We start from the raw sequence: 14,104 nt of genomic DNA on the forward strand, positions 1-14,104 counted from the left end.
CCGTGCCGTCAGTTTAGAAGGGTTGGAAAGACGTCTTAGAACGCCTCGGGGGACTTCGCCATTCCCGTCAAGCGGGGGCGCCCGGCTGCCGTGAGGGGTGTGCCCGGGCGAAAGCGTCCTGCGCGAGGCAATCCTCCGCGATCCGCCGCACGGTCGGGAACGGGCCGGTCTCGACCCCGAAGATGCCGGTGCCGACCCAGAGGCTGACGAGGCAGAGGTCGGCGTGGCTGATGGCGTCGCCCTGCGCGTAGCGGCCGGTGCCGGGTTCGCCGGTCAGGCGCGCCTCCAGGGTCTTCAGCCCCGTTTCCATCCAATGGCGCACGAAGCCCAGCATGCGCTCGCGCGGGAGGTCGTAGGTCTGCATGAGGAAGTTGCGTACGCGCGGCACGTAGAGCGGATGCGTGTCGCAGGCCACCACCTGGGCCAGGGAGCGCGCCCGCGCCCGCGCCCGGGGATCGGCGGGCAGCAGCGGCACGGCCGGGTGGACGTCCTCCAGGTAGTCGAGGATCGCCAGCGACTGGATCAGGGGTGGGCCGTCGCCGTCGAAGAAGGCCGGGACCGCGCCCTGCGGGTTGATCGCCAGGAACTCGGGCTTGAACTGCTCGCCGGCATCGAGGTCGAGGAAGGTCTCCTCGTAGGCGATGCCCTTGAGGTTCAGGGCGACCCGCACCCGGAAAGCAGCGGCCGAGCGCCAGTTGCCGTACATCTTCATGCGCGTCACGTGTCCTCCCGCGGAATCTGGTCCGTCTCTTGTCGCCGCCGACCACACCCGACATCGCGCCGTCCCGCAAGTCCGTTCTTGCGAGCCCGTTGTTGCACACCCGTGGACGGGGGCGCGATTTGGCAGCCTCGCATTCCTCGCGCATAGGAGGGGGACAGGGCGTGATCCCGGCCGGTGAGCGACGCGATGCAGATCGAAACACCCTACCTGATGTTCCTCGGCGACGTGCCGGACCGGCTGGCCGCCAAGACCGCCTACGGCATCAAGGACTGGCGTCCCGAATGGTGCGTCGGCCAGCTGCGGCTGCCCGGCTGCGCCGCCGATCTCGGCATTCCGGACCTCACCCTGACAGAGGCCGTGGCCCGGGGCTGCCGCACGCTGGTGATCGGCGTGGCCAATGCCGGCGGCGTCCTGCCCGAGCACTGGGTCGCCGAGGTGGTGGCGGCCCTGGAGGCGGGGCTCGACATCGCCAGCGGCCTGCATGCCCGCCTCGGCGCGGTGCCGGCCATCGCCGAGGCCGCCGAGCGCAACGGCCGCCAGCTCCACGACGTGCGTCACACCGACGAGACCTTCGCCACCGGCAAGGGGACCCGGCGTCCCGGCCGCCGCCTGCTCAGCGTCGGCACCGACTGCTCGGTGGGCAAGAAGTACACGGTGCTCGCCCTGGAGCGCGGCATGCGCGAGCGCGGCCTCGACGCGGATTTCCGCGCCACCGGCCAGACCGGCGTGTTCATCTCCGGCCGCGGCGTCGCCATCGACGCGGTGGTGGCCGACTTCATCTCCGGCGCCGTCGAGTGGATCGCGCCGGCCGCCGCGCCGGACCACTGGGACCTCCTCGAAGGCCAGGGCTCGCTGTTCCACCCGTCCTTCGCGGGCGTCAGCCTCGGGCTGCTGCACGGGGCGCAGGCCGACGCCTTCGTGGTCTGCCACGAGCCGACCCGCACCACCATGCGCGGCGTCCAGCACCCGCTGCCGACGATCCGGGAGGTCATCGACCTCACCGTGCAGCTCGGCCGCCTGACCAATCCGGAGATCCGCCCCGTGGGGATCGCGGTGAACACGCAGGACCTGGAGGAGGGGGCGGCCCGCGCGCTGCTCGCCGACCTCGCGGCCGAGCACGACCTGCCCGCCACCGACCCGGTGCGCTTCGGCGTCGAGGCGATCGTGGACCGGATCGTCTCCGAGTTTCCCCCCGCCGTGACGGGGGCGAGCGCATGAGCCGGCGCCTCGACGTCGCGGTCGAGCGCTTCCCCATCGCGGGGGCCTTCACCATCGCGCGCGGCAGCCGGACCGAGGCGGTGGTGGTCCTCGCCACCGTCACCGACGCGGAGGGCCGGGTCGGGCGCGGCGAATGCGTGCCCTATGCCCGCTACGGCGAGAGCGTCGAGAGCGTGGAGGGCCTGATCCGCGATCAGGCCGGGCCCATCGCCGAGGGCGCGACCCGCGCCGACCTGCAGCGCCTCCTGCCGGCGGGCGCCGCCCGCAACGCCCTCGACTGCGCCCTGTTCGACCTGGAGGCCAAGCAGCTCGGGCGGCCCGCCTTCGCGATCGCGGGCCTGCCGGCGCCGCAGGTCGCCACCACGGCCTACACCCTGAGCCTCGGCGACCCCGACGCGATGGAGGCCGCCGCCCGGACGGCGGCGCACCGGCCGCTGCTCAAGGTCAAGCTCGGCGGGGCCGGCGACCCGGAGCGGATCGCCGCGGTGCGTCGGGGCGCGCCCGATTCGCGCCTGATCGTCGATGCCAACGAGGCCTGGCGGCCCGAGACGATCGAGGCCAACCTCGCCGCCTGCGTCGCGGCCGGCGTCGGCCTCATCGAGCAGCCGCTGCCGGCCGACGCGGACGCGCTGCTCGCCGAGATCGCGCGTCCGATCCCCATCTGCGCCGACGAGAGCCTGCACGACCGGGCCGGCCTCGACGCCCTGAGCCGGCGCTACGACGCCATCAACATCAAGCTCGACAAGGCCGGTGGCCTCACCGAGGCGGTGATGCTCGCCCACGAGGCCCGCGCGCGCGGCTTCTCTCTGATGATCGGCTGCATGGTCGGCACCTCGCTCGCCATGGCGCCCGCGATGCTGCTCGCCCACCACGCCGATTACGTGGATCTCGACGGCCCCCTGCTGCTCGCCCGCGACCGCGAGCCCGGGCTGCGCTTCGAGGGCAGCCTGGTCCATCCGCCGGAACCGGCGCTCTGGGGCTGACGGATCAGCCCTTCACGACGGCGCGCAGGGCATAGACCAGCGCCGTGAAGGTCACGAGGCTGACGGCGTAGAAGGCGACGAACCAGAGCAGGCGCCGGCCCTTGCTCATGCGCGCGTCCCCGCTCAATGCCCGTAGCCTCCGGATTCGATGTCCTCCGCCACCTTCCCGCGGAACACCCAGTAGGCGTAGCCGGTGTAGGCGAGGGTGAGCGGCATCACCACCGCGTAGCCGACCAGCGCGAATTGCAGGGCGCTCACGGCGTTGGCGGCCTGCCAGATCGTCATGCGGGGCGGCACGATGTAGGGGAACAGGCTGATCGCCAGCCCGAGGAAGCCGAGCAGGAACAGCGCGATCGTGAGGAGGAAGGGCGCCACGTCGCGCCCGCCGCGCAGGCCGCGGAAGATGCCCCAGGCGACGAGGGCGGTGACGAGGGGCACCGGCGCCACGTAGAGGACGTTCGGCCAGGAGATCCAGCGCCACTGGATCTCGCGGCCGAGGAACGGCACCCAGGCGCTCACCAGGGCCATGGCCACCAGGGTGGCGGCGAGGAATTGCAGGCTCTTGCGCCGCGCCCAAATCTCGAGTTCGCCCGAGGTCTTCATCACGCACCAGGTCGCGCCGAGCAGGCCGTAGCCGCAGACGAGGCCGATGCCCGTGAGCACGCTGAAGGGCGTGAGCCAATCCAGGGTCCCGCCGGTGAAGGCCCGCCCCTCGGTCTGGAAGCCCTGCACGAAGGCGCCGAGCACCATGCCCTGCGCGAAGGTCGCGACCAGGGAGCCGTAGTGGAAGGCGTTGTCCCAGATGAACTGGGAGCGGGTGGCCTTGAACCGGAACTCGAAGGCGACGCCCCGGAAGATCAGGGCGATCAGCATCAGGATCAGCGGCAGGTAGAGGGCCGGCAGCAGGATCGCGTAGGCGACGCTGAACACCGCGAACAGGCCGCCGCCGCCGAGCACGAGCCAGGTCTCGTTGCCGTCCCAGATCGGCGCGACGGAGAGCATCATCCGGTCCCGCCAGTTGCCCTTGCGCGCCGCCGTGAACAGGATGCCGACCCCGAGGTCGAACCCGTCGATCACGACATACATCGCCACCGCCACCGCCAGCAGCGCGGCCCAGACCAGGGGCAGCCAGAACGCGGCCCCCTCGTATTCCATCCCGAAGCCGAACATCCGCCGCCTCTCCCCGCCTCGCCTGGGAACTACCCGCCCTGGGGGATGTGCGTTCCCCCGCAAGGAGAAGCTTCCGGCGACCTCCCTCGAAAGGGACACCGGGAGCCGGTCAGGATCTCGGGTCAGGATCTTGGGCGCGCGCCGGGCCCGGGCTCTCCGTGACCGGGGCTGCGGCCCGCCGGTTCGGCGCGGGGCGGCGTGCCGCGCCAGGCGGGTGTGCGGTCGTCCTCCGCCAGGGTGTCCTCGGATGCCGGAGCGCTGGCCGCCCGCCGGGCGATCTCCAGTCCGCCCGCGCGCAGGGCCGCCTCGCGGGCCGGGGCGGGGAGGGCATCCCAGCCCTTCGCGGCGGCCTCGGCGAGGGTGGGCCGAGCGTCCGGGGGGATGATCGTCGAACCCTGGCGCTGGAGGGCGAGCCAGGACAGGCCGGCGATCACCAGGGCGGCGCGGAGGAGAAACGACATGCCTTCGAGCCTCCATCCCCTGCGCACGCACAACGGTCGCGCCCACCCGGGCAATCGTCGGGAGCGGCCGTAAAGGTCTCCTGAAGGAACGCCCGCGATCGCCGCGCATGGTAAACGCAAGCTTAGCCCCACCGGTCAGGCCGATTTGCAGCCTATTGCACCGAAAAGGTTCGTGACGAAGACCGGTGACGGTTACACCCCAGAAAGCATGCGGGGACAATCGGACCCTCTTGCGCAAGACTCGCTTAAGCTGGGTCTGCGACCTTGATCTCGGTTGAGTGTCAGTCGAGCCAAGGGGCGTCGGAGGAGCTTGTCGAGCTGTCTCCGCGCTGTGCGTGTCGGTATTGCGTATTTACGGTGCCTTGGCTTCCCTCATCGATGTCCGCCTTGCGGGTCTCATCCATGAGTCGGTCATCGATGAGGCCGGCGTCCGGTTCCGGCACGAGCGGTTCCTCGTGTCGCGGCTCGCCACCGGCCTGATGATGATGCTGTGCCTGCCGCCCTACCTCGTCCTGCGCGGGGTGCCGAGCGGCATCGAGGCCCTCGGCATCGCGAGCCTGATGCTTCCGGTCTTCGCCGCCGTCCTGCTCTCGCGCACCGGCATCCTCTGGCTCGCCCATGCGATCTCGTCGGCCGGCCTCACCGGCCTCGTGGTCTGCCTCGCCATGATGACGGGGGGCGCGCAATCGGCCGCCGCGATCTGGCTGGTGGCGATCCCGCTGGAAGCCGTGGTCTCCGGCTCACGGCGCGCGACCCTGGCGGCGGCGATCATCGCCGGCCTCGGCGCCCTGGCGGTGGCCCTGCTGCCCCCGCTGGCCGAGGGCGCGCTGCTTCCCGAATGGTCCCGCGCCCTGGCGATGCCGGTCTTCGCGCTGACCGCCATCGGCCACATCGCGGCCCAGGCCTCGGAGCATTTCCGGCACGAGGGCCGCTGGCTCTCCCGCCTGCGGGACAACGAGCGCCGCGACCGGATGCTGCTCTCGGCCATCGACGACCTCGTCACCTGGCACGACCCGAACGGCCGCGTCCTCGAGGCCAGTGCCTCCGCCGTCCGCTTCGTCGGCGCCGAGGCGGCCGCCCTGCACGGCCACGGCCTGCTCGAGCGGGTGCATGTCGCCGACCGTCCCCTGCTGCTCCAGGCGCTGAGCGACGTCGCCGCTCATGGCCGCCCGGCCACGGTGCAATTCCGCCTTCACCTCGACCCGGCCGCGATCCGCGCGGAGGGCGTCCCCCGGGTGATCTTCGCCGAAATGCGGATGCACCGCATCGAGGAATCCGACCCGGAGGCGGCGGGCGGCGCCGCCACCAGCGTGGTGGCCGTGACCCGCGACGTCACCGAGCACCACCGCCACGCCGAGGAACTGGAGCAGGCGCGGGCCGAGGCGGAGCGGGCCGACGAGATCAAGAGCCGCTTCCTGGCCAATGTCAGCCACGAGCTGCGCACGCCGCTGAATGCCATCATCGGCTTCTCCGAGGTTCTGGCGGGGGAGGGCACCATGGCCATCGAGCCGGCCCGGACCCGCGAATATGCCGGCATCATCCGCGATTCGGGCCAGCACCTGCTGGAGGTCGTCAACACGCTCCTCGACATGTCGCGCATCCAGGGCGGGCATTTCGACTACGCCCCCGAGCCCCTCGACATGAGCGCCCTGCTGCGCACCTGCTGCGACCTGATGCAGCTGAAGTTCGACCAGGCCGGCATCACCCTGGTGCGCGACGCCGCCGCCAAGCCCGTGGAGATCACCGCGGACCTGCGCGCCTGCCGGCAGATGCTCATCAACCTCCTGTCGAACGCGCTGAAGTTCACGCCGCGCGGGGGACGGGTGGAGGTCGCCCTGCGCTGGTCGGGCGACCAGCTCGACCTCATCGTGGCCGACAGCGGCATCGGCATCGGCGAGGCGGACCTGCCGCGCGTGGGCAACCCGTTCTATCAGTGCGCCCACGGCTACGAGCGCTCCCACGAGGGCACCGGGCTGGGCCTCTCCGTGGTGCAGGGACTCGTCGGGCTGCATGGCGGTGCCCTGGCCATCGAGAGCACCCGGGGCGAGGGCACCACGGTGATCGTGACCCTGCCCCGCGCCTGCCGCGAGAGCGGCGGACCGGTGCCGGTCGTGCGGATCCGGACCCGCGCGCGTCCGCCGATGGTCGAGGGGCGCCTCGTGGCCCCCGCCGCCCTGGCGGCACGCCGGCCGATGGGTCTGTTCGAGGTCAGCCCGGAGCCCGTCCGAGAGAGCTACGTCCCCCTGCGCCGCGCCGGGTGACGGCGCGCCGCGATCCCACCCACGTCCCCGCGGGTCCCAGGCCGCGTCGGGTCAGAAGGAGAAGTGATGCGCGAGCCGCAAGCACGCCGCGACCAGCGAGAGATCATCGTTCCCACCCGGAGCGCCGAGGCGCGCCCCCGGGCGCGTCGGCGTCCGCAGGCGGGAGTTGCCGGCGGCGTCGCCTCCCTCGGGGCGACCGCCGGAACCCTCGGCCGAGCCTTCCTGCGCCATCCCGGCGAGATCCTCGGTGTGGCCGCCGTGCTCGGGGCCGTTTCGATGATCTGCCTGAACGCGCTGGGCTACCAGTCGGGCCGGCATCCCGCGCCGATCTTTCCGAAGCTCCCGGCGCGCACCGGCGTGACGGCCGCCGACAAGCCGCGACCCGTCGCACAGGCGCAGGAGGGCGCTCGGGTCGAGGGGGCGAAACCCGATGCCGCCAAACTGGAAGCCGCCAAAGCCGAACCCGCCAAGGTCGAGTCTGCCAAGGCGGATTCTACCAGGGCGGAAGCGCCGGCTCGGACGCCCCGGGACGGCATCGGCGAGATCATCCGGGCGGGCGATCCGAAGGGCGCCGAGACCACGGCCTCCGTGGCCAGCCAAGCCAGCCTCTCCATCGCGCAGGCGCAGCGTGCCCTGAACAAGCTCGGCTACGGCCCACTCAAGGCCGACGGCGTCATCGGGGCGGGGACCCGCGCGGCCATCGAGAAGTTCGAGCGGGACCGCAAGCTGCCGGTCAAGGGCGAGCCATCGGCCCGGACCCTGCGCGAACTCGCTGCCCGGGCCGGGGCGAGTCGGGGCTGACCGTCCCCGGCCCGCGCGAATTCGCGATCGGGCGGCGCGGATCTGCTATAGGCGGCGCATGGCACGCCTGCGATCGGATTTCTGGGTCTCCGCCCACCTGCGCCGCCTCGATATCGAGGGCATCGCCGCCGTTCAGCGTCGGCGCGGCTCGCCGGAAGCGGGCGCGATCTTCGTGAAGGTGGATCGCCTGGACGGGAGCGCCGACCTCTACGGTCCGGCCCCGCAATCCCTCGTGGATACCGAATCCGACGGGGACCGGCGCTTCGTCGCCCTGCTCAGCGAAGCCTCCCCGGCGGATGTGGAGACGCGTCTCGGCAAGGAACTGCGGTTCGACAACGACCTCTGGATCGTCGAGATCGACGACCGCGCGGGTCGCCATCGCCTCGACCTGGCGGAATAGGGGCCGCTCAGGAGGTCTGGCGCAGCCGCGTCGGCAGGGGCGTGCGCAGGGGCGCGCGCTCGACGGCGGCGGGCATGCGGGGACGCGGAGCCTCGGGGGCGTGGTAGGGCTGGTGGGTGCCGGCCGCGCGCTCCGGCGGAGCCCAGTCGAGGATGGCGGCAAGGAGGTCGCGCGCGCCCGCCCTCGGCACCGTCCGGAACAGCTTCACGAGATCGAACACCCGGTCGACGGAACGGGCCACGGCCTCGTTGAGGGTGAGGAAGATGTAGACCGCCTCCTCCTCGTGCAGGCCGGCGGCGCGCAGCGCCAGCGTCAGCAGTTCGTAGCGCAGCGACGGATCGGGCGTGGCGGCGAGGAAGCCCTTGGGCAACCCGAGCATCTCGGTCAGGGCGCCGACGAAGCCGGCCACGTCGCCCCGCGCCGAGAAGCCGGTGAGGATCGCTCCGGCCTCGCGGGGGGCCGGCGGGGTGGGCCGCAAGGCGGCGGTCGCCAGGATCGCGTGTCCGATCGCCTCGCGCCGGGCCTCCTCGGCCATCAGGAACAGGGGCGCCACATCGGCATGCGCGAGGTCGGTGCGGGCGAGGAGGATGCGGGCGAGGTCCGGGGCGCGGCGGGCGCGGGCGACGAGGCGGGCGAGCAACTCGCCCTGGATGTTCAGGGCCCGGTTACCGGCGAGCGCCCGGTCGGTGGCCGGGTCGTCGCGCCCGATCATTTCCAGGATCGTGGAACGGGAGAGGTCCGGCCGGCCGGCCAGCGCCGCGCCGATCTCCGCGCCATCCGCGAGAGCCGCGTCGATCACCGCCTGGCTCAGGAGGGGAGCCTGCGCCAGCACCGCATCGCGGGCGCCGCCGCCGCGTGCGGCCAGCGCGACGAGGAGGGCGGGCGGGGTGTCGGGGAAGGGCGCGAGCTTGCGGGCGACGATCTCGGCGGTCTCGTCATCCACGATCGGGATCAGTCCTCCGGCCAGGGAGGCGAAGGCCGCGACCGTCTTGCGGTCCCGGACATGCGCCGACAGGAAGAGGTCCGTCTGCACCCGGAGGATGACGGGTTTGAGATCGAGGTTGTCGAGGCGCGACAATTCGATCAGGCCGGAGAGGTCCGGCGCATCGTCGAGTGATGGGGACATGGCACTTCGGTTACGCAGAACTCGCTGACCGCAAGGTTTAGGCGAATTGCGTGAACCGACCTTTAAGGACGCGCGCCGCGCCGCGTCCCTTCCTGCGCCAGAACTGCTGGCGACCATCTTCGCTCAGGATGATGCCCGTCTCATCGCGCGGGCATCGTCCGGGAACCCCGCCGGGGCGGTCAGCCCGCCCGGCGGGGCTTGGCATCCTCTCCGGTGCGCGGCGGCGGGAACACCACCGGGCTCGGCGTTCCGGCGGCGAGGGGGGCCGCCGCGGCCTGGGCCATGGCGGCCGCGACCGGCGCGGTCCCGTCCGTCCGCGCCGCCTCGGCGGGACGCGCGGGCTCGGCCTTGGTCTCGGTCGGGAACAGCACCGTCGCGGGTTTGGGCTCGGCCGGCTTCGCATCGGAGGCGGGCGTCTCGGCCTTGGTCGAAGACAGAGGTGCCGGGGCCGGCGGAGCGTGGGGCGGCAGCGGCAGGCTGGGTTCCGTCTGTTCGGCGGAGTCCGCCCCATGGGCGCCGGGGAGGAGTTCGGTCGGCGTCTTCCACACGAAGGCGTCGAGGCGGCCGCTGATCGGCGAGACCGGAGCCCAGGTCTCGGAGGCGATCCCGTCCGCGATCCAGAGCGGGTCGCGCGGCGCATGGGCCGCACGGGCCAGCCACTCGCGGGCGCGGCCCGAGCCGGCGCCGTGCTCGGCCTCCTCGATGCGCGCCATGGCAAGGCAGGCCCGCACGGTCGGGCGGTCGGCCAGCAGGGGCGCCAGGGCCTCGCGGGCCTGGTCGAAGGCCCGGGCCTCGAAGGCCGCCTGCGCCATGGCGAGGCGCGCTTCCGGATGCCAGGAGGAGATCTTCGCCAGGGTCTCGGCCCGGGCCATGCGGTCTCGCACGGAATCACCCGTGCGCAGGTTCAGGTAGGTCTTGGCGACGTCCGGGTGCGGCCCGGCCCGCCAGGTCGCCTCGAGGATCTTGGCGGCTTTGCGCAGGTCGCCCCGGCGCACCATCAGGCGCGCGGCGAGCACGGCGGCCGGTACGAGGTCGGGGGCCAGCTTGACCGCCTTGAGCACCCGCTCCGTTGCCGCCTCGGGCTCGCCAGCCTCGCGCTCCTGCGCGGCGGCGGTGAGCAGCACGGCGCGCTGGCGCCGCGCGGTCGCCTTGTCGATGAGCCCGAGGGAGGCCCGGCGCTCCACGGTCTCGTTGGCGTCGCTCCAGTTGCCGTCGGCGCACTGCGCCTCCAGGACGGCCTCGTTGGCCCAGGTGACGCTCGGCGCGAGCCGGGCGGCCTCGGCGGCATAGGCGCGGGCGGAGGCGTCATCCTCCCGCCGGCGCGCCTCGACGAAGAGGCCGCGCAGGCCGAGCACCCGCGTCTCGGGGTCGTTGACCATGCGCTGGAACGCCTGCTCGGCGGCCTCCCGGTCGCCCGAGATCTGCGCGGCCTGGGCCTTGAGCAGCAGCGTGAGCGGCTCGGCGCCGAGCAGGCGCTCGGCATCGCTGGCGTGCCGGCGGGCGGCGAGGGGATCGCCCGAGCCCACCGCGACCATGCCGCGCGAGAGGGCGGAGAAGCCCTTGGCCCGGCGCCGGTCGCGCGAACCGCGCACCAACGTCTCGGGCAAGGTGATGAACCCGCGCACGATGGCCCAGAGGAAGCCGACCAGGATGGCGGCGATCAGCACGCCGATCAGCCCGATGGCGAGGCTGGTCGCCACCTCGTAGCCGTTCCACACGATGGTGACGGTTCCGGGATGGTCGGCGACCCAGGTCGCGCCGTAGGCGGCGACGGCGAGGAGGGCCAGGAAGGCGAGGGCGCGCCACATGGGATCAGAAACTCCTGGGAGTGGCGTCGGCCGGTCCGGCGACACCGAGATCGAGGGGCGGGAGCGCCGAACGCTCCCGCGCGAAATCCGCAAGGCCGCCCGCCCGCGCCGCGGGGGCGGGATGAGCGCGCGGCGGCGTCAACGGGATGTGCCGGTGGCCGGCAGGCCCTTGAACGCCTCGGCGAGGAGCCCCTGGGCCGCGTCGCCGGCCGCCGCCCGCGACCGCAGCTTGATGCCGAACTCGCCGGCCTCCGTCCGCGCGGCTTCCGGCAGCGCGGCGAAGGCCTCGGCCGCCTCCTTGATCGCGCCGCGATCGAGGGCCTCCTGCACCTTCGGGGTCGTGTCGGGGGCCGGCTGGGCGGCGCTGCCGCTGCCCTGCGACTCGACGCGGCGGACCTGCACGATCGACTCGGCCATGCTCATCAGCTTGGTGCCGATGTCGCCGGTCTCGGCCACGGCCCGGGTCTGTGCCGCGCGGCGGCTGGCGGCGATCTTCTCGGCGATCGGCCGGAACTCGGCCGCCAGGCTGCGGGCCGTCGGCGCGCCCTTGTCGGCGAAGGCCGCCACCGCCGTGAGGCGGGCGGGATCGCCGGGCTCGAGCCCGCGCAGGGCGGCCAGTGCGTCGGCATAAGGCGCGCCGGTGTTCAGGGCCGTGACGATCCGGTCGGCGGAGACCACCCGCAGGGCCGCCTGCAGGGTCGCGGTCTCGGCCCGCTCGGAGACGGCCTTGTCGAGGCCGGCGATCCGGTCGGCCTGGGCCTGGAGCTGCCGCTCCACCGCCTTGGCGGCCTCGGCCGCTTGGGCCTTTCCGGCATCCGCCACCTTCTCGCTGGCCTGCGTGGCGGCCTGGACCGATTCGGTGGCGGCCTGGATGCGCGCCTCCAGGGATTGCTGGAGCGCCGTCACCTTCTGGCTGAGGGCCTGGGCGGCCTCCGCGTTCGCCCTGGTGCGCGCCTCGACGTCGCCCTGCAGGGCGGCGAGCTTCGGCGTCAGGTCGGGGACGGGCGCGGATTTCGGCGCGCCGTCCACCTTGCCCTCCAGGGCCTTCAGTCGGTCTTCCAGGGCGCCGACCTGTGCCGTGCTCGGGCCGGATGGCGCCACCGCCAGACGGGTGTCCCCGCCCTGGTCGCGGCCCGGCTCCTCCTGCAGGGCGGAGACGCGCTGGTCGAGGGCGTCGAGGCGCGCCACGAGGTCGGCCGGCAGCGCGGCCGGGGGTGCCGATCCCTCGGCGGCGGCCGGGGCGGACCCCTGCGCGGCATTCGCCCTCTCAAGCGCCTGGCGGGCCGTCGCGACGGCATCCGGCACCGACTTCAGGGCCGCCTCGTTCGCGGCCACCCGCTTGTCGAGGCCCGCGACGGCGTCCTTCGGGGCGAGGGCGGCGATGCGCTGGTCGAGGGCTGCGAGGCGGCCGTCTTCGCCCGGGTGCAGCAGGCCGCTGCGCTCGACACCGAACAGCAGGCCCGCCCCGATCACGCCGCCGAGGAGGCCGGCGGTGGCGAGCGATCCGAAGCCGGGGCCGCGCGGCGCGGGCACCGGGGCGGCTGCGGCGGCCGGCGAGATCCGGGGCGTCGTCGAACCCGGCGGCTTCGCGGCGGCATCACCCGGGGATGTGGGCTTGGCGTCCAACGGCTTCGGTTCGGAGGACTTCGCGTCCGAAGGCTTGGGATCCTGCGCTTTGGGATCGGCCGTCTTGCCGGCCATGCCTGCGGCGACACCGGACGCCGCGCCCGGCGCGGTCGGCTTGGCCGGGGGAACCGGGTCGGGCAGGCGCTTGGCCTTCAGGTCGATGATCGGGCCATCCGTGACCGACGTGTTCGGCCGTGCGCCGCCCGGCGTGCCGCCGCCGAAGGCACCGGATTTCGGTGCATCCGCCTTGAAGGCCTCGGCCTTCGGCGCCTCGGGCTTCGCAGCATCAGGCTTTCCCGCGTCCGGCTTTCCCGCGTCCGACTTCGCGGCGTCAGGCTTGGCGGCGTCAGGCTTGCCGGTCTCCGCCTTCAGGATCTCGGCCTTGGCGGCTTCGGTCTTGAGCGCGTCGGTCTTCACGCCGTCCTGGCCGACCTTGGGCGCGGACGCCTCGACGTTACCGGGGGTGCCCGGCTTGCCGGCCGGGTCCGTGCCCGGGGTGGCGGGCTTGCCCGGTTGGCCGGCGGAGGGAGATCCGGGACGGTTGGCGTCGCTGTTGGGTGGTTTCACGGTTCAAGGCTCCCTTCCCGACCTGCCGTTCGGCTCGCGTCCCGTGCGGCGCGTCCGGCGCCCGGTGGGTCGAGGCCGACGGCGCAGCTTCTTGCGCTCGTCCTAGCATCAGGGCCCGCGCCGGAGCGAGACCCTTGTCCGAGTTCTCGTCAGCGCGATGCCGATAACCCGGCGAGAAGCGCATCCTCGTCCGGACGTTCGGGCACGAAATGGATCGCGATCCCGGCGGTGACCAGGGGCGCGGCCACGTCCGCCGACAAGCAGTAATGCGTCAGGGCCCGGAAGGCTCCGCTTCGCCCGAGCGCCGTGGTGAGATCCTGCGCCGCCGTCGCGCTCCGGCGCGAGTAATGCAGCACGGCGTCGATCGCCCCGGCCTCCAGGGCGTCGGCGACGGTGCGCGCCAGTTCTTGCACCGGACGCATGCTGTAGAGCTCGCAGCAGCGCACGCGAAACCCGGCCTGGGCGAGGGACGCGCCGGGCTCCGCCTTCCGCTCCGTCCCGGTGGCGTGGATCAGCGCCGCGTCGCGGGGCAAAGCGGCCGCGACGAGGCCAGCCAGGGCCCGGGCATCGCCCCCGGCGATCCGCACATCCGCGAACCCGGCCTCCCGCGCCAGGGCACCGGTCCGGGCGCCCACCGCGAAGACCGGATGCGCACGAAAGCGGTCGCGATCCCGCGCATCCAGGGTGCGCACCGCGTTGGCGCTCGTCAGGATCAGGCCGGACCAGGGCCCGTCCGGCAGCGCCGCACCGGTCGGGACCAGCGCGAGCACCGGGGCGACGAGGGGCTGGTGCCCGAGGGCCGCGAGGCGGGCCGCCGTCCGCGCCGCCCCGGGTTCGGGACGCGCCACCCAGATCCGCATCGCTCCCCCATCGTTCCCCGTGAAACCGGACCCGTTCCCGTATACCAGCTTCATTCATGCCGTTCCGGCCGCGCGAGACAAGCCATCGTTGCGGCGACCGGG

The 14,104-nt window shown here is 73.2% G+C and carries 12 protein-coding genes; 5 read left to right on the forward strand and 7 right to left on the reverse strand.

Features of this window, described 5'->3' with window-relative positions; translation table 11 throughout:
- Positions 1 to 67 precede the first annotated feature (67 nt).
- Positions 68 to 712, reverse strand: a complete 645-nt coding sequence (gene maiA / locus OF380_RS13880) for a maleylacetoacetate isomerase (protein WP_264051327.1) — start codon at positions 710 to 712, stop codon at positions 68 to 70.
- Between the two features lie 195 nt (positions 713 to 907).
- On the opposite strand from maiA, the gene dgcN reads away from it, so the two are divergent.
- Together dgcN and dgcA are read left to right on the forward strand one after the other, a co-directional pair.
- Positions 908 to 1,939 carry an N-acetyltransferase DgcN gene (gene dgcN, locus OF380_RS13885; RefSeq protein ID WP_264044982.1) on the forward strand — a complete coding sequence of 344 codons (1,032 nt, stop codon included), beginning with the start codon at positions 908 to 910 and terminating at the stop codon, positions 1,937 to 1,939.
- Entirely contained in the window at positions 1,936 to 2,922 is a 987-nt protein-coding gene (dgcA, locus tag OF380_RS13890; protein ID WP_264044983.1) for an N-acetyl-D-Glu racemase DgcA, read from the forward strand. The genes dgcN and dgcA overlap by 4 nt, the downstream gene beginning before the upstream one ends.
- A gap of 123 nt (positions 2,923 to 3,045) precedes the next feature.
- Here the strand turns inward: dgcA and cydB are convergent, their stop codons facing one another.
- Positions 3,046 to 4,092: a cytochrome d ubiquinol oxidase subunit II gene (cydB, locus tag OF380_RS13895; RefSeq protein ID WP_264044985.1), complete on the reverse strand. Its 1,047-nt coding sequence runs from the start codon at positions 4,090 to 4,092 to the stop codon at positions 3,046 to 3,048.
- Between the two features lie 122 nt (positions 4,093 to 4,214).
- A complete protein-coding gene (locus tag OF380_RS13900) occupies positions 4,215 to 4,553 on the reverse strand; it encodes a hypothetical protein (RefSeq protein ID WP_264044987.1) in 339 nt (112 codons plus the stop codon).
- Between the two features lie 335 nt (positions 4,554 to 4,888).
- Here OF380_RS13900 and OF380_RS13905 point away from each other — a divergent pair, with 335 nt between their 5' ends.
- The 3 genes from OF380_RS13905 to OF380_RS13915 all read left to right on the forward strand — a co-directional run bounded on the left by OF380_RS13905 (position 4,889) and on the right by OF380_RS13915 (position 8,015).
- Positions 4,889 to 6,814, forward strand: a complete 1,926-nt coding sequence (locus OF380_RS13905) for a sensor histidine kinase (protein ID WP_264044989.1) — start codon at positions 4,889 to 4,891, stop codon at positions 6,812 to 6,814.
- Positions 6,815 to 6,880: 66 nt separating this feature from the next.
- On the forward strand, positions 6,881 to 7,615 hold the full coding sequence (locus OF380_RS13910; protein WP_264044990.1) for a peptidoglycan-binding domain-containing protein: 735 nt from the start codon (positions 6,881 to 6,883) through the stop codon (positions 7,613 to 7,615).
- Positions 7,616 to 7,673: 58 nt separating this feature from the next.
- Positions 7,674 to 8,015, forward strand: coding sequence for a DUF1491 family protein (locus OF380_RS13915; protein ID WP_264044992.1), 342 nt, complete (start codon positions 7,674 to 7,676; stop codon positions 8,013 to 8,015).
- Positions 8,016 to 8,022: 7 nt separating this feature from the next.
- On the opposite strand, the gene OF380_RS13920 is transcribed toward OF380_RS13915, so the two are convergent.
- The 4 genes from OF380_RS13920 to OF380_RS13935 all read right to left on the reverse strand — a co-directional run bounded on the left by OF380_RS13920 (position 8,023) and on the right by OF380_RS13935 (position 14,002).
- The gene (locus tag OF380_RS13920) at positions 8,023 to 9,141 is read right to left on the reverse strand and encodes a DUF2336 domain-containing protein (RefSeq protein ID WP_264044994.1); all 1,119 of its coding nucleotides are present in this window, start codon (positions 9,139 to 9,141) and stop codon (positions 8,023 to 8,025) included.
- A 179-nt stretch (positions 9,142 to 9,320) separates the two neighbouring features.
- Complete coding sequence (locus OF380_RS13925) at positions 9,321 to 10,949, reverse strand: heme biosynthesis protein HemY (protein ID WP_264044996.1); 1,629 nt, start codon at positions 10,947 to 10,949, stop codon at positions 9,321 to 9,323.
- Between the two features lie 138 nt (positions 10,950 to 11,087).
- Complete coding sequence (locus tag OF380_RS13930; RefSeq protein WP_264044998.1) at positions 11,088 to 13,142, reverse strand: COG4223 family protein; 2,055 nt, start codon at positions 13,140 to 13,142, stop codon at positions 11,088 to 11,090.
- 149 nt (positions 13,143 to 13,291) lie between these two features.
- Positions 13,292 to 14,002: a uroporphyrinogen-III synthase gene (locus OF380_RS13935; RefSeq protein WP_264045001.1), complete on the reverse strand. Its 711-nt coding sequence runs from the start codon at positions 14,000 to 14,002 to the stop codon at positions 13,292 to 13,294.
- Positions 14,003 to 14,104 lie beyond the last annotated feature (102 nt).

The organism is Methylobacterium sp. FF17, from assembly GCF_025813715.1.
Taxonomy (GTDB): Bacteria; Pseudomonadota; Alphaproteobacteria; order Rhizobiales; family Beijerinckiaceae; genus Methylobacterium; species Methylobacterium flocculans.

What these genes read in the sequence shown, in the direction of transcription:
- maiA (WP_264051327.1), bottom strand. Translation starts at nt 712, where the DNA reads ATGAAGATGTACGGCAACTGGCGCTCGGCCGCTGCTTTCCGGGTGCGG.
- dgcN (WP_264044982.1), top strand. Translation starts at nt 908, where the DNA reads ATGCAGATCGAAACACCCTACCTGATGTTCCTCGGCGACGTGCCGGAC.
- dgcA (WP_264044983.1), top strand. Translation starts at nt 1,936, where the DNA reads ATGAGCCGGCGCCTCGACGTCGCGGTCGAGCGCTTCCCCATCGCGGGG.
- cydB (WP_264044985.1), bottom strand. Translation starts at nt 4,092, where the DNA reads ATGTTCGGCTTCGGGATGGAATACGAGGGGGCCGCGTTCTGGCTGCCC.
- OF380_RS13900 (WP_264044987.1), bottom strand. Translation starts at nt 4,553, where the DNA reads ATGTCGTTTCTCCTCCGCGCCGCCCTGGTGATCGCCGGCCTGTCCTGG.
- OF380_RS13910 (WP_264044990.1), top strand. Translation starts at nt 6,881, where the DNA reads ATGCGCGAGCCGCAAGCACGCCGCGACCAGCGAGAGATCATCGTTCCC.
- OF380_RS13915 (WP_264044992.1), top strand. Translation starts at nt 7,674, where the DNA reads ATGGCACGCCTGCGATCGGATTTCTGGGTCTCCGCCCACCTGCGCCGC.
- OF380_RS13920 (WP_264044994.1), bottom strand. Translation starts at nt 9,141, where the DNA reads ATGTCCCCATCACTCGACGATGCGCCGGACCTCTCCGGCCTGATCGAA.
- OF380_RS13925 (WP_264044996.1), bottom strand. Translation starts at nt 10,949, where the DNA reads ATGTGGCGCGCCCTCGCCTTCCTGGCCCTCCTCGCCGTCGCCGCCTAC.
- OF380_RS13935 (WP_264045001.1), bottom strand. Translation starts at nt 14,002, where the DNA reads ATGCGGATCTGGGTGGCGCGTCCCGAACCCGGGGCGGCGCGGACGGCG.